The sequence below is a fragment of the Silvania hatchlandensis genome (assembly GCF_025564065.1).
Classification (GTDB): domain Bacteria; phylum Pseudomonadota; class Gammaproteobacteria; order Enterobacterales; family Enterobacteriaceae; genus Enterobacter; species Enterobacter hatchlandensis.
Genome location: NZ_JAMGZK010000046.1, coordinates 148,558 through 170,151 on the forward strand (window position 1 = coordinate 148,558; position 21,594 = coordinate 170,151).

Below are 21,594 nucleotides of genomic sequence, written 5' to 3' on the forward strand. Positions count from 1 at the left end.
TTTAAAACACCTTTGATGAAAAATCGTTTTTTACTTCACTCTCTATATAGGTATTCAGACCCCACCCGGCACGTGCCAGCTCTTTCATTTTTTCCAGATGTTCCGGCCCGGGATGGCGGATATCGTAAACATAGACGTGATTGTTCTTAAAACGGACTTTAATCGAGTTGGCCTCAATCTGGAAGCTGACGACCTGTGAATCACCGCTTTTGTTGGCGTAATTTTCCATACCGCATCCTGTTAGCTAAGCCTGATTTCTGGCGAAGTTATCTATTAACCACGTCCTGCATTCTCATACAGGGTACTGGCTCACGCTTTGCGTAACAGACCAAAATAATATACGCCACTCTGAAATTTACTCTCAGCCAGACATCCCCCTGATTCACTCATCAGCCCGAGTTGGGAACAGAAAAAGGCCTTTATTGCGTAGTCATACCGCTATCGTTAGGGTAAATTACTGAGGTATCCCCTCACGTCTTTTGGTTTAACTAAATTTTTTGTTTGCCGTTAAACCAGCATGCACAGATGAGTAATGCGGTGTTATACCGGTCTACGTGAGTCTCCAGTGCTTTCATCTTAAGATAATGACGCCAATGGTCTGGACAATAGAATTTACCGCGCAGTTTGAGAAAGAGCTAAAACAGTTAACGACTGCGATGGGAACGGCGTGGCTTAGCGAACTGGACAACATAAAAGATTATCCCTTTAATGTTAATGCTTCTTCTCTTAAAGAGGGGAATCCGTCAAAAGGGTATCGTTGGCGGAAAGGCGAATTAACGATCAATTTCCGCCTGCAGTTATCATCTTCCTCAATACTACTGATTAGTGCAAATCAGCTAAAAAACAAAACACCCCTAAAAGCGGTCGATGAGACCTCACAAGGGATGCTGAGCCAGCTTCTGAAAAGCATTGCGCAACTTAAAGACACGGCTCCAACGCAGGATTTATTAGACGCAGGTGGAATAGAGAACCTGCCGGTGACCATCGAGGAGATATTGCTCGATCAATCAGATCTGTATCTCTTGTCAATACCCGACCATTACCATCCGTATATCCTCGAATGTAACAGTTTTGAACTGGCACGAGCGCGGGGCGTACCTGCTGATATTTGCGATCGTATAGAGGAATATGTTCGTTCTCCGTCTCAACATCAGATTGGGCGTATTTACTCTTTAAGTCATCAGGACTCTTTACTATCAATTGCTTGCGAACCGTTGCGTAAGTTTTTGGCTGTGCTTGATCCCCAACAAAAATCGATAGTTGATAAATCTATTTCTGCAGGACCTATGTTAATCAGGGGAGGGCCAGGCACAGGTAAGACGCTCATCAATTTAGCGCGAATAAACAAAATCCGTGAAGAAGAAGAGAGCAAGACGCTACTTAATGCAGGTCAGATTCGCGTAGGATTCATCACCTTTAATAAGGCATTATCGTTATCAGCAAAAAGCATGTACGATAATATCAGTAAAAAAACGGCTAACGTGAAAGTTGAATTTAAAACACTCGACTCAATTACGTACCAGTTAGGCTCGAAGATCACCAGCTCTCAACCCGAGATTGCAAGTCAAAAAAATCAGATCGATTGTTTACGTCATATTGTGTCATCGTTGGGTGAATCTGCTGAGGAAACCTCATATATCGCGACAATAGTACAGCGTAGAGGATGGGCTTTCATACTGGAAGAGTTTGAACAAATTATAGTAGGCAATAACCTGCTGGAACTTACCGACTATCAGGAATTCCCTCGTAAAGGGCGGAAAACACCACTCCAAATTAAAGAAAGAAACGCTATCCATTTGATGTTTAAAGCATGGATCAAAGCGTTACGTAGCCATAACTTTACGACTTTTGCGCTTCGCCGACTTAAAATATTACGTGCGATGGAAAAGGAACAATTAGCCTTTCAAAAGTACGATTTCCTTTTTGTCGATGAACTACAGGATCTTTCTGTTGTGGCAATACGGATCGTCACCAGACTGGTTTCAGACGTTCGATTTTTGACTTTTACAGCAGATACAGCCCAATCCATTTACCTTAAATCACCTTCCTGGAATGGCATCTATCCCGATTTGCGCTTCCATGCTGGTAATAGTTTTATTTTGCGAAACTCTTACCGAATGACAAAGCAGATAGCCAAAGCTATTCAACCATTACGTTTGAACGCTGGCGATGCAGAAAAGGATGATGACGGAATCAACAATGCTGTTTTCAGTGGCGAGTTGCCCTATTGGGTTCATTCTCCGGCTGAGAAGCACCTGAGTTACACGGCTGATATCATCAGCAGATTAATAAATGTTCTCAAGATCAATCCGGGTCAGATCGCCATAATGGTGCCAGATATCAAACTAACAGAAAGTGCGATGTCGCAAATGTCCTCTGCAGGCATTGCGGCAGAAACTGTTAATCGGGCAAATGCCATTGATCTTGATGCACCACATGTTCACATTTTGACACCTCATGCAGCAAAGGGGCTCGAGTTTCCTTTTGTGTTCGCTCTTTATGTCACCAGTGACAAATACCCGCAAAAAGCGGCACTCCTGAACTGTATGGATGAGCTTCAGCAAAGTGAAGAAATGGATAAAGCAAAGCGATTGTTATATGTTGCTTTGTCACGGGCAGCCAGAAGTTTATGGATGTTCACGGATAACCGAAGTCCTTGCCTCTTCCTGCAAGATCTTAATCAGCAAGACTGGAACAGGCAAATCTTAAGCTGAGAAAACGCTATGGCAGATGATTTAATTAATGAAATGTTGCGATCGATCCTTGGCGAAACTGCGCCTAAATCAGTCAACTTTGCAGAAATCAATCGCGATATTATTCCTGTGGAAGGGCAACGTCAGGACAGGATATTTTCATCCAACAAGGAATACGATCTCACGGGTATAGAGGTTTCTGATGAGTATCTTGCCGTTGAGAAAGTCCTGACATCGGGAATACCGGCAGCCATGTTTGTGACTGGTGAAGCAGGTACGGGTAAGTCGACAATGATCCATTACCTGATGAATAAAATGGAAGGCGTGGCGCTTGTTGCTCCCACGGCAATTGCCGCGACAAATATTGGTGGCGTTACCCTGCACTCTTTTTTTGGCCTGAGCCCCGCGCATTGTGAACCAGATGATGACATTGTTATCCCAATGGCGAAGCGCATTGTTCTGGAAAAAATGACATGCCTGATTATTGATGAAATCTCGATGGTTTCGCCAAATCTTATCGATGTCATTGATAAAATATTACGTCAGGCACGAGAGAGTCACTTACCCTTTGGTGGTGTACCTGTTTTGTTCGTTGGCGATTTGTTTCAGTTACCGCCTGTGGTGTCATCGCAGGAAGAGAGCATCTTCTTTTCGCATCGCTACCATACCCGTTTTTTCTTTTCGGCCAATGTTTTTGAAAATATCAATATCGTTCCTGTCAGGTTACGTCAGGTGCGCAGACAGAGTGATGCGACCATGACGACGGCGCTGGCCGATATTCGAATTGGTCACAATCTGGATGTTTCATTAGGCTTATTTAACCGAGAGTGCTACCTGAAACGTACCGGGCAACCCGAGCAAGATAATGTTCATCTGGTGCCCACCAATTCAAAAGCAAATGAAATTAATAGTCGCATGTTGGCCAAATTGCCTGGCGAGACATTTATCTATCATGCCAAAACTGAAGGCATTAAAGATATTTCAAAGTGGCGGTTGAATGTGCCTTCGCGACTGGAGTTAAAAGTCGGTGCAAAAGTCGTGTTCCTGAAAAACAACACGCCATACTGGATTAATGGTGACACGGCAGTCGTTGTTGAACTTGCAGAAGATAAGATATTAGTAAAACTTGACAGAACAGACAATGCTTTGTTAGTTCAAAAGAACAGCTGGCATCAACTTCGCTATAGCTATAATTATCAGTCCCGGCAGTTAGAAAAAGAGATTGTGGCTTCCTTTGAACAATACCCTTTAGCGCCAGGTTGGGCATTGACGATTCATAAATCGCAAGGGATGACCCTGACAGACTACACCATTGATTTTTCAACCACACCCTTTGACTCTGGACAGGTTTATGTTGCACTTTCGAGGGCTAAAACGATGGAGAGTATCAGGCTTACATACCCTGTTAAAAAATCGTTTGTAAAAGTTGAATCAGCTATTATTCAGTTCTATCAAAAACTCGGTTTATTGTAATTTGTTCGGCAGTGAACCAAACTGAAAAAAATTAAAATACATGAACTCAATATGAAAAAATTGAGCCCGAAGTTAATCTTAAATATGCTCTGTGGCAGTGTGTTCCCTGTCTCAGGTTGGCCCCCACGTTGTGCGACAGGGCCAACCTAAAACACTTAAATCAGTCCCCCATCAACCTTCACAATAATTTTCCGCAGCGGCGCGCCTTCTCCCAGGCTGCCCATCGGGCGATGCAGCTCGCCGGGGAACAGCACCGCCAGCTCGCCAGGGTGCAGATGGATCAGCGTTTCGCTGCTGATCTGGGTGCAAAAGCCAATGTCATGCGCGGCGTTAAATTCCCCGTCCGCAACGATCTCCAGCCCTCGGTTTCCCGCACCAATAATCTCTTCACCCACCAGCACAATGTGGATATCAATATAGTGCCGATGAAATTCCGGGCGCAGTCCGGCGAGCGGATGAGTTTCTCCCTCGACAACGTTAAAGAAAATGTTATCGCCATCGACCGTATATTTACCGGCTGGTAGCGTGTGCGGCTCCTGCTGGATAATGGCGCGTAGCGCTTTGCGGATGGCGGCAGGGTAAAAAGGGTTTTGCTCGGCGCCAGTCAGGGTATCAATGATCATGCCGGGATCCTCTGGAGGGGGTGAGAATTGAGTAAAGCTAAGGCGTTGCCGACAATCTGGGTGACGTCCGGGGCGATATCGACAGCGACAATATCCGGCTCGCTCTCGTCCGGGGCTTCCAGGGCGGCGAACTGGCTGCGCAGCAGCGCTTCTGGCATAAAGTGGCCTTTACGCTGCTGCATGCGCTGCAAAATGCAGTCGTAATCACCGGTGAGCCATATAAAGCGCAGGGCGGGATTCCCCTGACGGAGCTGGTCACGATAGCGTTTTTTCAACGCTGAACAGACCAGGATACCGGACTCGTTTTTTTGCCCGAGGCTGAAAATAACATCGCCGATGCGATCCAGCCATGGCAGGCGGTCGCTGTCTTCCAGCGGCTGACCGGAGGCCATTTTGACGATATTCTGCCGGGGATGGAGGTCGTCGCCATCAATGAATTTAGCGCCGATGGCCTGCGACAGCGCCTGCCCGACGGTGGTTTTCCCGGTGCCAGAGACACCCATTAAGATAATGCAAAGCTCTGCCATGATGCGCTCCCCACTCAGACGGCAACCAGCATTCCGCCGTCGACAAACAGCAGATGCCCGTTCACAAAGTTCGATGCGCTGGATGAGAGGAATACCGCCGCGCCAACCAGCTCCTGCGGGTCACCCCAGCGGGCGGCAGGCGTGCGTTTGCACAGCCAGTCGGTAAAGGCTTGATCGTCGACCAGCGTCTGGGTCATCGCAGTTTTAAAGTAGCCGGGGGCTATACCGTTCACCTGGATGTTATGTCGCGCCAGCTCCACGCACATGCCGCGCGTCAGCATTTTGACCGCACCTTTGGCGGCGGCATACGGCGTAATGGTGTCGCGCCCCAGTTCGCTCTGCATGGAGCAGATATTGACGATTTTCCCTGCGTTACGCGTCACCATCCGTTTCGCGACCGCCTGAGAAACCAGGAATACAGCCGTCTGGTTGACGGAAATAACGTCATTCCACTCCTGAACCGGGAATTCGGTAAAAGGATGACGGCGCTGAATACCGGCGTTATTAAATAAGACATCAATCGGACCCACATTCTGTTCAATCTGGTGAATGGCCGTTTCAACGGAATCCGGATCGGTGACATTAAATACCGCGGTATGGGCCGTCGCGCCTTCATCACGTAATGTCATTGCCGCCTGCTCGGCGCGTTCAGGGGAAATATCATTGATAATAATTTCTGCGCCATATTGCGCCAGACCTTGCGCCATCACCAGGCCAATACCCTGGCCGGAGCCGGTAATTAAAATACGCTTGCCTTGTAAATTGAATAAATTGTTCATCACTGTTTCCTGTATTGCGGCGGAAATGCATTTAGCAGACGCCATCTATCTCACGGTTTTTACGCCGGAGAAACTGTGATGCAGATCACTGGCAATTATGTTACGAAAAGGGGTTACAGCATGTGTGATCCGGGGCGGGCATTTGCCGGATAATCTGCGGCGTGTGGGCCCTGGCGGGGGAGAGTTCATTCTCTTTTGCGCCCCCAACAGGCATAATGGCGGGATACGGTTTCGGTTATCACGGGCAGCAGCAATGAAAGTACAACGTATTACGTTAGATGATGTCGCCACCCTGGCAGGGGTGACGAAAATGACCGTCAGCCGCTATTTACGCACCCCAGAAAAAGTCAAACCCGAAACGGCAGCGCGTATTGCCAGCGTAATTGCCGAAGTCGGCTATCAGCCCGATCCCGATAATCCCGCCGTCAGCAGCCAGGCGACGCCGCGCATTGGTGTATTAATTCCCTCCTTTAATAACCAGATCTTTGCCGATGTTCTGGCGGGGATTGAGTCAGTAACAACCGCCCACGGATACCAGACGCTGGTGGTTAATTACGATTATGACAGCCAGCGCGAAGAGGAGCAGATTGCGACGGTGCTGGCGCTGAACGTGAAGGCGCTGTTATTAACCGAATCCGTGCATACCCTGCGGGCTGAGAAATACCTTAAAGCGGCAAAAATACCGGTGGCGGAAGTGATGGGTTTATCCTCCAACCCTGACCGGATTAACGTCGGCTTTGATAATTACCGCGCCGGGTTTGATATGACCAATATGCTGCTGGCGAGCGGGAAAAAGCAGATTATCTATTTTGGATCGATGTCCGATATTCGTGATGAACAGCGCTATGCCGGTTATTGCCAGGCGATGAGCGAAGCCGGGCGGGAAGTCGGGCGGATTGCACCGAATAAAGTCTCGTCGGTGATGATTGGCACCGGCATGATGACCCTTGCCAGACAGATGTATAAAGAGATGGACGGCATTCTCTGCACCAACGATGACCTGGCGGTCGGGGTGTTACAGGAGTGCATCGCCTCGGGTATCAAGGTGCCGCAGGAGATGGCCATCGCCGGTTTTCATGGTCTGGAGATTGGGCAGATCATCACCCCGCGGCTGGCGAGCGTTCTGACTCCGCGCGTTGAAATGGGCAAAGTGGCGACCGAGATCCTGATCAAAAAGATAAAAGGTCTGCCGACCATCGAAAAAGTGGACCTGCACTACCGCCTGTCTCTGGGCGAAACGATCTGAGACCCGGTTTTTGCCTTCAGGATCACGTCATCCGTAACACGGATTTCTAACACGATTCAGCGTGATGTAGATCGCAAAACGCTGCCCGGAAAAGCCGTTTGATAGGACAACGCAAATGTTGAAACTCTCAAACAGGTACTCCAATGACGACTGCAAATCCAAAAACTGTGTTGTTGATTGCTCCGGTAGTTGACGGCTTGCTGGATAAACTCTCCTCTGCCTTCCAGGTTTTCCGCCTGTATGACCAGCCCGATCCCCACGCGTTTCTCCAGCAGATGGGGGCGCAGGTGCAGGTCGTGGTCACTCGTGGCGATGTGGGCGTGACCCGTGAGGTGCTGGCACAACTGCCGAACGTCGGGCTGGTGGCGATCTTTGGCGTGGGTACGGACGCGGTAGACCTCGACTATACCCGCACCCGCAACATTGCCGTCACTATTACCTCCGGCGTGCTGACCAACGATGTGGCCGATCTGGCGATGGGCTTACTGCTGACCGGTGCCCGCCAGCTCTGCCAGGGCGATAAATTTGTCCGCGAAGGGCGCTGGCTCAAACAGGGGCCGGCGCTGGCAACCCAGGTAAGCGGCAAACGGATCGGGATTTTTGGCATGGGGAATATCGGCCAGGCCATTGCCCGTCGTGCTACCGGATTTGATATGGAGATCCTTTACACCGATCGTAAAAAACTCCAGCACGTCGATTATCAATGGTGCGCGGATCTGCATACCCTCGCGCACGAAAGTGATTTTCTGGTTATTGCGGCCTCGGGTGGGGTGGCGAACCGGGGGCTTATTGATGCCAGCGTCTTCAACACCATGCCAAAACATGCCTGGCTGATTAACGTTGCACGCGGCAGCCTGGTGGATGAACCCGCCTTAATTCGGGCATTACAAAACGGGGTAATTGCCGGGGCAGGATTAGACGTTTATGAAGACGAGCCGCATGTGCCAGCAGCGCTTATCGCCATGGATAACGTGGTGCTGCAGCCGCATGTGGCCAGCGCCACGCATGAAACCCGGCAGCGCATGAGTGAGGTGGTGTTTAACAATGTCACGGCGTATTTTGCTGCGGCACCGCTGCCGAATGTGATTGATTAATCAGGCTGTATTGACCTCGCGATAACGTTATTTCCCTCGAGAGAGTATGAATGATGAATGAGAAAATACCTGGCACTCGCTGGTTGCGTATCATTGCCCCGGTTCTGATCGCCTGCATTATTTCTTTTATGGACAGAGTTAATATTAGTTTTGCCCTGCCGGGCGGAATGGAAGCCGATTTAGGTATTACCAGCCAGATGGCTGGGGTCGCCAGCGGGATATTTTTTATCGGTTATTTATTTCTGCAAATACCGGGCGGGCGAATTGCCGTTAACGGCAGCGGGAAACGCTTTATTGCCTGGTCGCTGCTGGCCTGGGCGATTGTGTCGGTGGCGACCGGCTTTGTGACGCATCAATACCAGCTGCTGGTGCTGCGCTTTATTCTTGGCGTCTCGGAAGGCGGAATGCTGCCGGTGGTGCTGACGATGGTCAGTAACTGGTTCCCGGAAAAAGAGATCGGCCGGGCCAATGCCTTCGTAATGATGTTTGCCCCGCTGGGCGGCATGTTAACGGCACCGCTGTCAGGCGCGATTATCGCCGCCTTTGACTGGCGCTGGCTGTTTATCATCGAAGGTTTGCTCTCACTGGTGGTGCTGCTGGTGTGGTGGCTGATGATCAGCGACCGCCCGGAAGAGGCGCGCTGGCTACCGGAACGTGAGCGTGATTACCTGCTGACGACGCTGCGTGCCGAGCGAGAAGCCCGCCGCGCGGAAGCTCCGGTCAGCAATGCGCCGCTGAAGGACGTGTTTCGCAACAGCGGCCTGATGAAGCTGGTGGCGCTGAACTTCTTCTACCAGACCGGGGATTACGGCTACACGCTGTGGCTGCCGACGATCCTGAAAAACCTGACCGGGGCCAGCATGGCCAGCGTCGGCGTGCTGGCTGTCCTGCCGTTTATCGCCACCCTCGCCGGGATTTACGTCATTTCGCTGTTCAGCGACCGGAGCGGTAAACGTCGGCTGTGGGTGCGTTTCTCACTGTACAGCTTTGCCGCCGCGCTGCTGGCATCAGTGATCCTGCGGGATCACGTGGTCGCCGCTTATATCGCGCTGGTGGTGTGCGGCTTCTTCCTGAAATCGGCAACCAGTCCGTTCTGGTCGATTCCGGGGCGCATCGCCATGCCGGAGGTGGCCGGGAGCGCGCGTGGGGTGATCAACGGTTTGGGTAATTTGGGCGGGTTCTGCGGGCCATATCTGGTGGGGGTGATGATCTACTTCTACGGGCAAAACGTCGCCGTCTGCGCCCTGGCGGGATCGTTGATCATTGCCGGGACCATTACCTTCTTCCTGCCGAAGCAATGCGACCTGAGCCAGACCCCCGACGTGCCGCCAGCCGCGGACAACGCGCTGCGTCAGGCGCAGTAACCGCTGTGGGCGCGCGCGTCGCGCCCACACATTACGGGCTGTAATGCACCGCCAGCCATAACGTCGGCTCCTGCGGGTCGGTCCATTCCACCCGGTGCCGACAGTGGGCGGGAATATGCACGGAATCCCCCGGATGCAGGATCCGCACCGTATCGTCCTCTTCGAATTTGACCCCTGCCGAACCTCTGATCACCACCACCCATTCGCTTTGGCTCTGGCAGTACCAGAAGCCAGGCGGACTGGCCTGGCCGGTTGAGAGGATGCGCTCAATTTTGATCCCCGGTGCAGACAGCAAGATATCAAAGATTTCCGCCTCGCCGTGAACCACGCTGTCGGGAAGATTTGAGAACAGATTCAACGCCATCCGGATACCTCCGCTGATGATTACGATCGGCGAAATACGTGCGAGAGATGGGCCCCTTTCAGGAAAATAAACGCCAGCAGCAGGCCGCCCCACAGGGCCATGGTGATATAGCTGCTCACGCCCAGAATGTTCAGACCGCTTTCCAGCATTTGCAGCAGAATCAGCGCCATCACCATGCCAAAGACTTTACCAAAGCCGCCATCAGGATTTACGCCGCCCAGCACCGCCGCCAGAATCGACACCAGCAGGTAAGACTCGCCGTAAGAGGCCTTGGCCGAGTTGAGCTTTGACATCATCAGCAGCGCGGCGATTACGCACAGCACCGAAGAGAGAATATAGACCCAGATAAGGGTTTTGCGGGTGTTGATCCCGGAATAATGGGTCGCCTGTTCGTTGGAGCCAATCAGATACAGGCTGCGACCAAAGGCGGTTTTTTCGAGGATCACCCACAGAACGCAGACCACCGCCAGAAATACCAGCAGCGGCAGTGGGATGCCGAGGATATTGGTGCTGTTAATCACCAGAATATAGTCCGGGAAGTTCGAGATCGCCGAGCCTTTAGAGATCAGAATATTGATGCCTTTCAGCAGGGTCATGATCCCAAGCGTCGCTAAAATCGGTGATACGCGCACCACCGCAATTAAGAACCCATTGATAGAACCAATCACGATGGCCATCGCCAGACCGGCGGCGATCACCAGCAGCATGCTGCCAAAGGTCGGGGGATAGTGGGTGGCGACCCAGGCCATCACCAGCCCGCAGGCGTTCATGGTGGCAATGATTGAGAGGTTAATCCCACCGGTGAGAATGGTGACCGCCATCGCTAAGGCCAGCACGCCGAGGATCGGCATTTGTGAGGCGATAGACTGGAAGTTGGCGGAAGACCAGAACACCGACGGGATCAGGAAGCTAAACGCGATAACAACAGCGACGATAAGCAGGCTCAGGTAAATTTCAACGCGATCCTGGGGTTTTCTGGCGCTCATACTCGTACTCCCTGGCCTTTGCGCTGGCTCCATGCGGTCATGCTGATACTGGTGACAATCACCACCCCGGTGACCACCGTGTGCCAGTAAGAGGAGATCCCTAACAGGTTAAGACCGTTTTGTAACACGGCCAGTAAAATAACCCCCAGCAAGGTGCCGAGCAGCGTGCCGCGCCCGCCAACAATGCTGGTGCCGCCTAACACCACGGCGGCAAGAACCGTCAGCTCATAGCCGAGTAAAGAGTCCGGGGCCACGGTTAACACGGTTGCCGACTGCACCACGCCCGCCACGCCGGACATCAGCCCCATATAGCCGTAAACAAACAGCTGCATTTTCAAGATGCCGAATCCCATTCGCGACGCCGCTTCGCGGTTGCCGCCCATGGCGTAAATCATGCGACCGACGCTGGTTTTGTTCATGATAAAGCCGGTTAACGCCACCACCACGATCAGGGTAATGATCGGCAGGCTCAGGCCATAGTCATACCCATCTGCGGCGGTGAATTTAAACAGCATCACCCCTTGTTCAAACCACTCCGGATAGCTGTACAACCAGACACCTTTGGTCAGGTACAGCAGCAGGCCGTAAAAGATATTAAGGGTGGATATGGTAATGATGATCGAAGGCACGTTGAGGCGATTGACCAGTACGGCATTGACCATGCCCAGCAGCAGCCCCAGTCCGCCAGACAGGGCAAAGGCGAGTGCAAAGTTGCCGCTGGTTCCCTGAATCAAGGTGACCATCACGTATTGCGCAATGATGGTCATTGCCGGAAAGGAGATATCGATCCCACCGGATATCAGGACAATAAACAGGCCGCAGGCGAGGATGGTGAGCATGGCGTAGTTGTTGATCAGGTCATAGATATTGCCAAAGGTCATAAACTCGTCGCTGGCAAACGACAGATAGCCGCCGATCGCCAGTATCGTCAGCCCTAAAAACAGTTCATGGGTTTTAACCCCGAGGTGTTTACCCATTGACGACCTCTGCCAGAGCGGCTTCCGTGGTATGTTCCGGGAGAATTTCGGCGATGATTTCGCCTTTGCGCATCACTAAAATTCGATGGCTGTTAAAGAAGGCTTCATCGATTTCATCGGTGACCATCAGCACGGCGATCCCCTTGCGCGACAGGGCGGAGATGATTTGATAGATCCCCGCTTTATTGGCAATGTCGACGCCGACGGTGGGCGAGTCAAGAATCAACACTTTGGGATTAATGGCCAGCCATTTGGCAATCGCCACCCGTTGGGCGTTGCCGCCGGACAGGGTATTGACCGGCAGAGTCACGCTGCTAATTTTAATGCTCAGCTGCTCAACCAGATCTGCGACGATGCGGTCGGACTTTGAGGTATCCAGTAACCGGAAAGGCGTTTTCAGCCGCTGCAGGACCGTCGAAATAATATTGTCATTGATCGACTGATCCATCACCAGGCCGGTGCTCATCCGATCTTCGGAGACGTAGCCAATCCCGGCTTTTACCGCATCCCGGTTGCTGGCGAAATGCACGACCTTATTTTCCAGCATCATCTCGCCGGAATCCGGTCTGGTGAGCCCAAACAAACTCAGGCAGAGTTCCGTGCGCCCGGCACCCAATAACCCGGTAATGGCCAGGATTTCGCCCTGATGGATCTGAAAGGTGATGTCGTGATACTGCTGATGTTTAGTGAGGTTTTTGACGCTTAACGCCACTTCGCCGATTTTTTCTACCGGCGGCAGTACCGCATACGAGAACGCTTTACCGGTCATCAGGAAGGCGAGCTTTTTATTGTTAATGTCGCTGGCGGGGTAAGTGCCGATCAGGGTGCCATTTTTGAGCACGCTGATGCGGTCGGAGATTTCCATCACCTCATCCAGCCGGTGGCTGACGAATACCACGCAGATGTTTCGTTTCTTTAAGTCACCGATCACCCGCAGCAGTCCTTTGACTTCCTGCATGGTGAGCGAGGCGGTGGGTTCATCCATAATAATCAGTCTGGCTTCCTGGGCCAGCGCCCGGCAGATAGCCACAATCTGGCGCTGGGCAATCGGCAGGGATTCCACGGTTGCGTCCAGATCCAGTTGCGCGTCAATGCTTTTAATGGTCAGGGCGGCGATGCGTCGAATTTCGCGCTTATTAACCAGCAAATTATGGTGGTGCTGGTGGATACCGATATTTTCGGCCACGGTTAAGTTGGGGAATAAAGAGAGATCCTGGTAGATTACCTGGATCCCGGCTTTGACCGAGTCGATGGGGGAGAGGTGGGAATAGCGTTTGCCCTCAATGGCAATCTCAAATCCGGGGTCGGGTTTATAGACGCCCGAGATGATTTTAATCAGCGTGGATTTGCCACAGCCATTCTGCCCGGCCAGACAGTGAACCTCTCCGGGAAATAGCGTCAGGGCGATGTTATCCAGCGCTTTCACACCGTAGAAGGTTTTGCTGATCTTACCCAGTGAAATAAACGGCTTCATTGCTACCTCGCAGGGGCTCAGACAACACGCCCTTGTCAGAAGGGCGTGCCGGGCTGGCTGATTAATACAGGCTATCGATATTCTCTTTGGTGACGCGCAGCACTTTGTGGAATTTGATGATCCGTTTTTCGGTATCCACATCGGCTTTACCAAGGTTCGGGATATCCAACTCTTTGCCGATTGTTTCCCCTTTCAGGATCTTGTCGGCAACCGCCGTCAAGGCATAACCCGCAGAGGCCGGGTCGTAGGTGATCCCCATGGTAATGTCACCGCTTTTAATCAGCGAGGCCGCCTGGGAGGGGATCATCATCCCGTAGACAAACACTTTCCCTTTCGCGCGTTTCTCTTTCACCGCGCGGCCCGCACCAATCGGCCCCTGGGAACCAAATGACACGATCCCTTTCATATCAGGATGGGCTTTCATCAGATCGAGGGTGGTACGACGGGCATCGTCGATATTCTCGGCCACGGGCATGCGGTTGGTGACTTCAAACATCTCCGGGTAGTGCTCTTTTTGGTATTTAACAAATAAATCCGCCCACAAATTATGCTGAGGCACAGTCAGGCTGCCGACATAAATGACATAGCCGCCTTTCCCGCCCATCGCTTTCGCCATCTCTTCGACGTTATCGGCGGCGAATTTTTGGTTATCAATAATTTCAACATCCCAGTTGGCGCTCGGCTGTCCCGGCGATTCATTGGTTAATACCACAATGCCCGCTTCACGCGCTTTTTTGAATACCGGTTCCAGAACGTCGGCGTCATTGGGAACGATAGAGATCGCGGAGACCTTTTTCGCAATCAGGTCTTCAATGATTTTGACCTGCTGAGGAGCATCGGTACTGGAAGGGCCCACCTGCGAGGCTTTAATGCCGAGGTCGCTGCCTGCTTTCGTGACGCCTTCACCCATGCGATTAAACCAGGGCATGCCATCAATTTTGGAAATATTGACCACTTCAATTTCTTTCGCCATTGCAGCGGTGGAAAAAACCATCAGTCCCAGCAAGCCAGCAGACAATAATTTTGTTACGCACATTTTACTCATTTCATACCTCTGAATGGTGGTGAAAATAAAATAGAGTGATAACGTTGTTTGGCTGTTTGATATTGCGATGCGCATTTTAATATTAGGTGATGAACGTGATTCCCTCCCATTCAATATCCCCGTTTATTCAGTGGATAATAAAAGCCAATTTAAGAATAAACAGTAGGGTTTTCATATTTATAATGTTATGGAACTATTGGCTTATGGCATGGACGATTATGCGAATGCGCAGGTTTGGGCGTCAGGTCACATCTTAACCGCCCGATAGGCAACCCCTGTTTTAATTGCGGTTATTTCCCTGTTTTTTGACCTCACGCCTGTACAATGTGGTTTGGATCACGCCTAATAACGGCGCTTCGATTTTTCATTCACAGTTAACAGGTCTGTTATTGATGAATAAACCCCATCGCTTCGCCTTGCTGCGCCTGACGCTGTCCACTGTGATGAACCTTCACCTTCAAAGGACAGGACCCCATGCTGCGTCGACAATTTCTTAAAAATAGCGTTCTTTTTTCTGCCGCAGGTTTAGTCGGCCCGGCCTTAGCAAGCCCCACGGTTCAGAGCCTGAAGCCGCTCGCCGCGCCGGTGATGCGTCGCCGCTTTGCGCTGTCGCAAACCTACAAACTGGCACCGCCGCAGGGCTCCAGCGGGGTGGTCAACCTGTGGATCCCGCTGCCGGTGGAGACCGCCTTTCAGCAGCTGACCGGGCTGTCGTTTAGCGGTAATTACCAGCAGGCGTACATCACCACCAATAACGCCTACGGCGCCAGAACGCTGTTCGCCAGCTGGCCGAAATCCGACGGCGAATTGCTGCTCCAGCTCGATCTGGAGATCGAAACCGCAGACTGGGAGCCGCTGAAACACAATGCGCTGAAAAACTGGCGCGCCCCGGAAGCGATCGTCTATCCCCTGGACGTTAAACCCTATCTGCTGCCGACAACCCATACCCCGGTTGATGGCGTCGTGCGTGAAACGGCGCAAAAAATTACCGGCGACGAACAGGATCCGCTCAAAAAAGCGCGTCTGATTTACGACTGGGTCAGTAGCCATATGGAACGCGATAACAACGTGATCGGCTGTGGGACCGGCGACGTGGCAACCCTTCTGCAAAGCGGCAAGCTCAGCGGCAAATGCACTGACATGAGTTCGGTGTTTGTGGCGCTGGCGCGGGCCAGCGGGATCCCGGCGCGCGAGCTGTTTGGTATTCGCCTGGGTAAAGCCAACAAGCTTGAGCGCTACTCCGCCAGCGCCTTCGGTAAAGCCGACAGCGCCGGCGTGGCCGACGTCAGCGGCGGTCAGCACTGCCGGGCAGAGTTCTATCTGGCGGGCTACGGCTGGCTGCCGTGCGACCCGGCGGATGTCACCAAAATGCGGCTGGCCGAGAAAAAGTCCCATCAGGATCCTGACGTGCAGGCGGTGAATACCTACCTGTTTGGCAACTGGGAAATGAACTGGGTGGGCTTCAATTACGGGCGCGATTTCGAACTGTATCCGGCGACGGAGCAGGGGGCGATGAACAACTTTGGCTACCCGTATGCTGAAGTGGACGGCGATCCGCTCAATTTTTACGATCCGAAAGTGTTCGCGTATCAGTATGTCTCAACAGAACAACGCTAAAAGCGCGGGCGTGACCCTGCTGACGGCCGCTGCGGCTGCCGTCACCGCCGGACTTTGCTGCGTCGGGCCGCTGCTGTATCTGCTGTTTGGCATTTCGGCGGCCGGTTTTGCCGGGCTCAGCCAGCTGGAATTTCTGCGAGTCCCGATGATCGTCCTGTCGCTGGGGCTGATGCTGCGCGTCTTCTGGCGGCTCTATTTCTCAAAACGGCTGTGGTGTACCGGCCGTTTAACGCTCGGGCAGATGCGTTTTCTTTTCTGGCTGATACTGCCTTTCATGCTGCTGATCCTGTTCTATCCGACGGTGATCGCCTGGTTTTACGAGGTGTTTGAATGAAACGACTGGCGCTGATCGCCTGCTTATTCCTTCCGCTGTTCGCCCTGGCGGCGAATCAAAAAGTGGTGCTTGATGTGCAGGGCATGACCTGTTCCCTGTGCGTCATATCGGTGAACCAGGCGCTGCGGGAAACGAAAGGGGTGATCAAAGCGAAAGCTTCATTAAAGACCCGGCAAACCGAGGTGATTGTGGCGGAAGGTTTCCCGACCGACACGCTGGTAAACGCCGTTGCTAAAACGGGATATACGGCGTCAGTGAACCGTATTGATAAACTGCCAGTACAATAACGTTAATCATGGCTTAAATATCCATCATGCTCTGTGAGTCTTGCAGAACAAATTACAAGACTCATCATCACCCGAACGGGTGATTTATTCATTATTATGATATTCGTTGCGCTTGCGGAATATACTTCTGCGTGGCGTTGATATTCTTATCCTGCGACTCTATCTTCTGTAATATTCTGTCGTCTCGCTCAGCCGTGTTCTCCATCCTGTTATCAGGGTTCGGAGCGGGCTCGTGTAAATCAGGGTAAATATGAACATAGCGGCTAAATATACCCTGTTGGTGCGCGGTATTACGCTTAATACGTGGATACCCTTTTATTTCCTGCAATCGCTGGTGATAAATTTTTCGTTTGGCTATTCCTTTAGCCTGCTGCATACGCTGGCATTTAGCTGCCTGTTATTTGTGCTGTGGCGCGTCGCACCCCGCCTGCAAAAGGGGGTTGTGGCTATTTGTAGCCTGCTGGCTGCGCTCTATTTCCCCTTTGGCATGACCTACGGTTCACCAAATTTCAATACATTGCTGGCTTTGCACGCCACGAATTTCACTGAATCCACGGAAATTATTACGCTATTCCCGTGGTATAGCTATTTAGTTTCCGCTGCGATTATCGTATCCGGCGTTATTGCCCAGCGGCGTAAAATTACACCGCAAGATAGCTGGCGCCGCGTCGATATACTGTGTCTGGTATTCTGTATTGCCTGTCTGTTTGCGGTTCCGGTTAAAAATCTGCTGAAGTGGGGCCATTTCAGCCTGATGGATACGGGATATCCCGTCTTCCGCTTTGTGAAAGATGTAGTAATTAATAATCAGGAAGTGGTCAATGAAAAAGCGCGGATGCTGGAGCTTTCCAGGCAAAAGGATTCCTGGCAGGTGCTGATCGTTAAACCCCGCTACCAGACCTACGTGGTGGTAATTGGTGAGAGCGCCCGGCGGGATGCGTTAGGTGCCTTCGGCGGCCAGTGGGACAATACGCCGTTTGCCAGCACCGTTAACGGCACGCTGTTTCTTGATTTTATCGCCTCCAGCGGCTCGACGCAGACTTCGCTCGGGATGTCATTAACCCGGGTTGTCGACGGCGTTCCGCACTATCAGGACAATATTGTCTCGCTGGCGAATCGCGCGGGATTCCGCACCTGGTGGTTCTCCAATCACGGGCAAATTGGGGAATACGATACCGCCATTGCCAGCATCGCGAAACGCGCGGATGAAGTGCAGTTTCTGAAAAAGGGGAATTACGAGGAAGGGGAGGATACCCGGGACGACTCGCTGCTGCAGATGACCGCCCAGGTCCTGTCGACTCCCGGCCCCGAACCGCGAATGATCGTCCTGCATCTGCTCGGCTCTCACCCGCAGGCCTGCGAACGCACCCAGGGGAAATATGCCGAGTTTGTGCAGTCGAAAGAGACCTCCTGCTATCTGTACAGCATGACGCAAACCGACACCCTGCTCAAACAACTCTATCAGCAGCTGCAAAAAACGGGCGACAGCTTCTCGATGGTCTATTTTTCTGACCACGGCCTCACCTATAAAGCCCGCCTGACCGGAGGGCAATATATGGCCCATGGCGACCAGTATCAGGAGAACTATCAGGTGCCCATGATGGTGATCTCCAGTGACGACAAGGCGCGTCGACTGATTAACGCCCGCCGCTCGGGCAACGATTTCCTCTATTTCTTCTCTGACTGGACCGGCATTCAGGCCAAATCGTTGACGCCAGACTATCAATTTGTCTCGGAGCAGGCGGCGGGCCCGGCCTGGGTGACAAACTTTAAGCTCGAGAAAATCGACTATTCACAGCTCCCCAGCGATCTGTCAGAAGCTGGCGTGAACTAAACCCCGCCGAGATAGGCTTTGCGCACGTCCTGATTGCCCAGCAGCTCCTCGCCGCTGCCGCTCAGGCGGATCTGACCGTTCACCATCACGTAGCCGCGATCCGAGAGCTTCAGCGCGTGGTGCGCATTCTGCTCTACAAGGAATATCGTCATCCCGTTGCGGGCCAGTTCGCGTAGCGTCTGGAAGATCTGCTTCACCACAATCGGCGCTAGCCCGAGGCTCGGCTCATCCAGCAGCAGTAATTTCGGCCGACTCATTAATGCCCGGGCGATCGCCAGCATCTGCTGCTCGCCGCCGGACATGGTCATTGCCCGCTGTTTGCGCCGCTCTTTTAAGCGCGGGAACAGGTCGAACATGCTCTGCAGATCCTGCGCCGCATACTGATTGCCGACGGGGATGGTACCCATTAGCAGATTCTCTTCCACAGTCATATCCGGGAAAATACGTCGGCCTTCCGGGGCCTGGGCAATGCCGCCCGAGGCCACGTAGTGCGTCGACTTATGGCTGATGTCCTCCCCGCAAAACAGAATCTCCCCGCTGCGCACCCGCGGCTGGCCGAAAATCGACATCAGCAGGGTGGATTTTCCCGCGCCGTTGGCGCCAATCAGCGCTACGGTCTCGCCGGGGTTAACCTGCAGGGAGACCTGTTTGAGCGCCTGGATAACTCCGTAGAACACATCCACCTGGCGAAACTCCAGCATCGGCTCACTCATAGGCTAACCTCGCTCTCATCGGTGCCCAGATACGCGGCAATCACCTTGTCGTCGTGCTGGATCTGCTCCGGTTTGCCCTCTGCAATCACGTCCCCGTGGTCGAGAACAATAATGTGATCCGATATCTCCATCACCATCCCCATATCATGTTCAATCAGCAGGACCGTGATGCCGTGATGGTCGCGCAGAAAACGGATAATTTTACTCAGGGTGCGCGTCTCTACCGGGTTCAGCCCGGCGGCCGGTTCATCAAGACAAATCATCTCCGGCCCGGTACACATGGCGCGGGCGATCTCGAGTCGCCGCTGCTGGCCGTAAGACATCTCCCCCGCCAGCCGGTTGGCGCAGTCCACCAGATCCACCACCTCCAGCCAGTAAAAGGCCCGGTCGAGGGCGTCGTTTTCTGCCCGGCGGTAGGCGGGCGTGTTCAGCACCCCGGCCAGCAGATTGCGGTTAACCTGCATGTGTTGGGCTACCAGCAGGTTCTCCACCACCGACATTTCGCGGAACAGGCGGATGTTCTGAAAGGTTCGCGCCAGCCCGGCCCGGTTCACCAGATGGGTGCCGCCAAACATTTTGTAGAAAATGCGCTGCCCCAGCTGCGCCGGATTGACCCAGTCGCCGGGCTGGAATTTTTGCCCGAGGATCTGAATCACGTTGGTGGTCTTGCTGCGGGTGTTAAACAGAATGTTGCCGCCGGAGGCTTTATAAAACCCGGTCAGGCAGTTAAAGACCGTGGTTTTACCCGCGCCGTTTGGCCCGATTAGCGCGGTGATGGAGCCGCGCTGCACCGCAAGATTAACGTCGTTGAGCGCCTTGATACCGCCAAAGTGCATCATCAGGTGCTCAACGTTCAGGATCATGTCGCTCATGGTGCCACTCCCTTACGCACCGCAAAGCCGCTGCGGTTAATACGGATCAGCCCGCGCGGCCGCCAGATCATCATCACCACCATCAGCACACCAAACAGCAGGACGCGGTACTCCGCGAAGGTGCGCAGCAGTTCCGGGGTGACGGTGAGTACAAACGCCGCCAGCACCACCCCGAGGGTGGAGCCCATCCCGCCGAGCACCACAATGGCGAGGATCAGGGCCGACTCAAAGAAGGTGAACGAGGTCGGGTTGACGAACCCTTGATAGGTGGCGAAGAACACCCCGGCAATACCCGCCGTGGAGGCCCCCAGCGTAAAGGCCGACAGCTTCACCAGCACGTGGTTAAGCCCCATGGATCGACAGGCAATTTCGTCTTCACGCAGCGCTTCCCAGGCCCGGCCAATCGGCATCCGGGTCAGGCGGTGCTTGATGTACAGCACCAGCAGCACCACCAGCAGTAAAATGACGTAGATAAAGATGAACTTCAGGTTGGGGTTAAAGGTGGTATTGAAAAACTCATGGAACGGCACGCCGCCGTCCTTGGCCCGACGGCCAAACTCGAGGCCGAAGAGGGTAGGGGGTGGGGCAGAAATACCGTTCGGGCCGCCGGTAAAGGTCAGCCAGTTGTTCAGCACCAGGCGGATAATCTCCCCGAAGCCGAGGGTGACAATCGCCAGATAATCCCCGTGCATGCGCAGCACCGGGAAGCCGAGCAGCGCCCCCGCAGCGGCGGCCATCAGCGCCGCCAGCGGCAGCATGCTCCAGAACCCGAGCCCCAGATACTGGTAGCCGAGCGCCAGACCGTAGGCACCAATGGCGTAAAAAGCGACGTAGCCGAGGTCCAGCAGGCCCGCGAGCCCGACCACGATATTCAACCCGAGGCCAAGCAGAACGTAGATCAGCCCGAGGATCGCCACCGTCAGCACGTATTTGGTGGCGACAAACGGAAAGCAGATCGCCAGGGTGACAATCAGCGGAATAATCCAGCGCATCCGGCTTTTGTATTCGGGCGGGCGCACATACACTCCCGAATTATCGTTATCAAAGCGCGCGGCCACCCGGTGACCCACCGCGGTCATCAGAAAGGCGCTGAGTAAAAAACGGCCGGTCATCACAGTGGCAATGATCCACACTAGCCGCTGGCCTTCAAAGTTAAAGCTGTAGCCGTCCAGCACTACGCCTGCGACCGGGCCAAAAATGATTAACGCGACCATGCCCGCAAAAATGGCATCGAGGACGCAGCGTTTAAGCGAAAAACTGTCGTGAGAAGCGGTCTGCGATGTCATCGTTGA

General features: G+C 53.1%; 21 protein-coding genes. 9 read left to right on the forward strand and 12 right to left on the reverse strand.

The annotated features are described in order from the left end of the window. Position 1 precedes the first annotated feature (1 nt). The gene (locus tag M8014_RS09910; protein WP_271282306.1) at positions 2-229 is read right to left on the reverse strand and encodes a hypothetical protein; all 228 of its coding nucleotides are present in this window, start codon (positions 227-229) and stop codon (positions 2-4) included. Between the two features lie 364 nt (positions 230-593). Between M8014_RS09910 and M8014_RS09915 the strand changes: the two genes are divergently transcribed. Together M8014_RS09915 and M8014_RS09920 are read left to right on the forward strand one after the other, a co-directional pair. Further along, on the forward strand, positions 594-2,714 hold the full coding sequence (locus tag M8014_RS09915; protein WP_271282307.1) for a UvrD-helicase domain-containing protein: 2,121 nt from the start codon (positions 594-596) through the stop codon (positions 2,712-2,714). 9 nt (positions 2,715-2,723) lie between these two features. Further along, positions 2,724-4,166, forward strand: a complete 1,443-nt coding sequence (locus M8014_RS09920) for an ATP-dependent DNA helicase (protein ID WP_271282308.1) — start codon at positions 2,724-2,726, stop codon at positions 4,164-4,166. 155 nt (positions 4,167-4,321) lie between these two features. Here the strand turns inward: M8014_RS09920 and M8014_RS09925 are convergent, their stop codons facing one another. Genes M8014_RS09925 through idnO form a run of 3 tightly spaced genes read right to left on the reverse strand, consistent with a single transcriptional unit; the run spans position 4,322 to position 6,095 of the window. Then, positions 4,322-4,789 (reverse strand): NanQ anomerase/TabA/YiaL family protein, encoded by a 468-nt coding sequence (locus M8014_RS09925; RefSeq protein WP_271282309.1) that lies wholly within the window; start codon positions 4,787-4,789, stop codon positions 4,322-4,324. Next, entirely contained in the window at positions 4,786-5,316 is a 531-nt protein-coding gene (locus M8014_RS09930; protein WP_271282310.1) for a gluconokinase, read from the reverse strand. Before M8014_RS09930 ends, M8014_RS09925 begins: the two co-directional genes overlap by 4 nt. A gap of 14 nt (positions 5,317-5,330) precedes the next feature. After that, entirely contained in the window at positions 5,331-6,095 is a 765-nt protein-coding gene (gene idnO, locus M8014_RS09935; protein ID WP_271282311.1) for a gluconate 5-dehydrogenase, read from the reverse strand. 253 nt (positions 6,096-6,348) lie between these two features. On the opposite strand from idnO, the gene M8014_RS09940 reads away from it, so the two are divergent. The 3 genes from M8014_RS09940 (at position 6,349) to M8014_RS09950 (ending at position 9,799) form a co-directional block, all read left to right on the forward strand. Next, on the forward strand, positions 6,349-7,341 hold the full coding sequence (locus tag M8014_RS09940) for a LacI family DNA-binding transcriptional regulator (RefSeq protein ID WP_271282312.1): 993 nt from the start codon (positions 6,349-6,351) through the stop codon (positions 7,339-7,341). A 143-nt stretch (positions 7,342-7,484) separates the two neighbouring features. Then, on the forward strand, positions 7,485-8,435 hold the full coding sequence (locus M8014_RS09945) for a 2-hydroxyacid dehydrogenase (RefSeq protein ID WP_271282313.1): 951 nt from the start codon (positions 7,485-7,487) through the stop codon (positions 8,433-8,435). 53 nt (positions 8,436-8,488) lie between these two features. Then, on the forward strand, positions 8,489-9,799 hold the full coding sequence (locus M8014_RS09950; RefSeq protein WP_271282352.1) for an MFS transporter: 1,311 nt from the start codon (positions 8,489-8,491) through the stop codon (positions 9,797-9,799). A gap of 31 nt (positions 9,800-9,830) precedes the next feature. Here the strand turns inward: M8014_RS09950 and M8014_RS09955 are convergent, their stop codons facing one another. The 5 genes from M8014_RS09955 to M8014_RS09975 form a co-directional block, all read right to left on the reverse strand. Beyond that, positions 9,831-10,163: a cupin domain-containing protein gene (locus M8014_RS09955; RefSeq protein ID WP_271282314.1), complete on the reverse strand. Its 333-nt coding sequence runs from the start codon at positions 10,161-10,163 to the stop codon at positions 9,831-9,833. Between the two features lie 20 nt (positions 10,164-10,183). Beyond that, positions 10,184-11,149: an ABC transporter permease gene (locus tag M8014_RS09960; RefSeq protein ID WP_271282315.1), complete on the reverse strand. Its 966-nt coding sequence runs from the start codon at positions 11,147-11,149 to the stop codon at positions 10,184-10,186. Beyond that, the gene (locus M8014_RS09965) at positions 11,146-12,126 is read right to left on the reverse strand and encodes an ABC transporter permease (protein ID WP_271282316.1); all 981 of its coding nucleotides are present in this window, start codon (positions 12,124-12,126) and stop codon (positions 11,146-11,148) included. Before M8014_RS09965 ends, M8014_RS09960 begins: the two co-directional genes overlap by 4 nt. Then, on the reverse strand, positions 12,119-13,600 hold the full coding sequence (locus M8014_RS09970) for a sugar ABC transporter ATP-binding protein (RefSeq protein WP_271282317.1): 1,482 nt from the start codon (positions 13,598-13,600) through the stop codon (positions 12,119-12,121). Before M8014_RS09970 ends, M8014_RS09965 begins: the two co-directional genes overlap by 8 nt. A gap of 61 nt (positions 13,601-13,661) precedes the next feature. Further along, the gene (locus M8014_RS09975) at positions 13,662-14,645 is read right to left on the reverse strand and encodes an autoinducer 2 ABC transporter substrate-binding protein (protein ID WP_271282318.1); all 984 of its coding nucleotides are present in this window, start codon (positions 14,643-14,645) and stop codon (positions 13,662-13,664) included. Between the two features lie 474 nt (positions 14,646-15,119). On the opposite strand from M8014_RS09975, the gene M8014_RS09980 reads away from it, so the two are divergent. From M8014_RS09980 to M8014_RS09995, 4 genes are all read left to right on the forward strand, one after another. Beyond that, positions 15,120-16,262, forward strand: a complete 1,143-nt coding sequence (locus M8014_RS09980) for a transglutaminase-like domain-containing protein (protein WP_271282319.1) — start codon at positions 15,120-15,122, stop codon at positions 16,260-16,262. Then, positions 16,240-16,596, forward strand: a complete 357-nt coding sequence (locus M8014_RS09985; RefSeq protein WP_271282320.1) for a mercuric transporter MerT family protein — start codon at positions 16,240-16,242, stop codon at positions 16,594-16,596. Before M8014_RS09980 ends, M8014_RS09985 begins: the two co-directional genes overlap by 23 nt. Further along, positions 16,593-16,883: a heavy-metal-associated domain-containing protein gene (locus M8014_RS09990; protein ID WP_271282321.1), complete on the forward strand. Its 291-nt coding sequence runs from the start codon at positions 16,593-16,595 to the stop codon at positions 16,881-16,883. Before M8014_RS09985 ends, M8014_RS09990 begins: the two co-directional genes overlap by 4 nt. A gap of 250 nt (positions 16,884-17,133) precedes the next feature. After that, complete coding sequence (locus tag M8014_RS09995; RefSeq protein ID WP_271282322.1) at positions 17,134-18,717, forward strand: phosphoethanolamine transferase family protein; 1,584 nt, start codon at positions 17,134-17,136, stop codon at positions 18,715-18,717. Here M8014_RS09995 and M8014_RS10000 read toward each other — a convergent pair. From M8014_RS10000 to livM, 3 genes are read right to left on the reverse strand one after another with little or no spacing between them, the layout of a single operon-like run. Beyond that, positions 18,714-19,430 carry an ABC transporter ATP-binding protein gene (locus M8014_RS10000; protein WP_271282323.1) on the reverse strand — a complete coding sequence of 239 codons (717 nt, stop codon included), beginning with the start codon at positions 19,428-19,430 and terminating at the stop codon, positions 18,714-18,716. The two genes, M8014_RS09995 and M8014_RS10000, sit on opposite strands and share 4 nt — an antisense overlap. Next, complete coding sequence (locus M8014_RS10005; protein ID WP_271282324.1) at positions 19,427-20,302, reverse strand: ABC transporter ATP-binding protein; 876 nt, start codon at positions 20,300-20,302, stop codon at positions 19,427-19,429. Before M8014_RS10005 ends, M8014_RS10000 begins: the two co-directional genes overlap by 4 nt. Beyond that, a complete protein-coding gene (gene livM / locus M8014_RS10010; protein ID WP_271282325.1) occupies positions 20,299-21,588 on the reverse strand; it encodes a high-affinity branched-chain amino acid ABC transporter permease LivM in 1,290 nt (429 codons plus the stop codon). The genes M8014_RS10005 and livM overlap by 4 nt, the downstream gene beginning before the upstream one ends. Between the last annotated feature and the right edge of the window lie 6 nt (positions 21,589-21,594).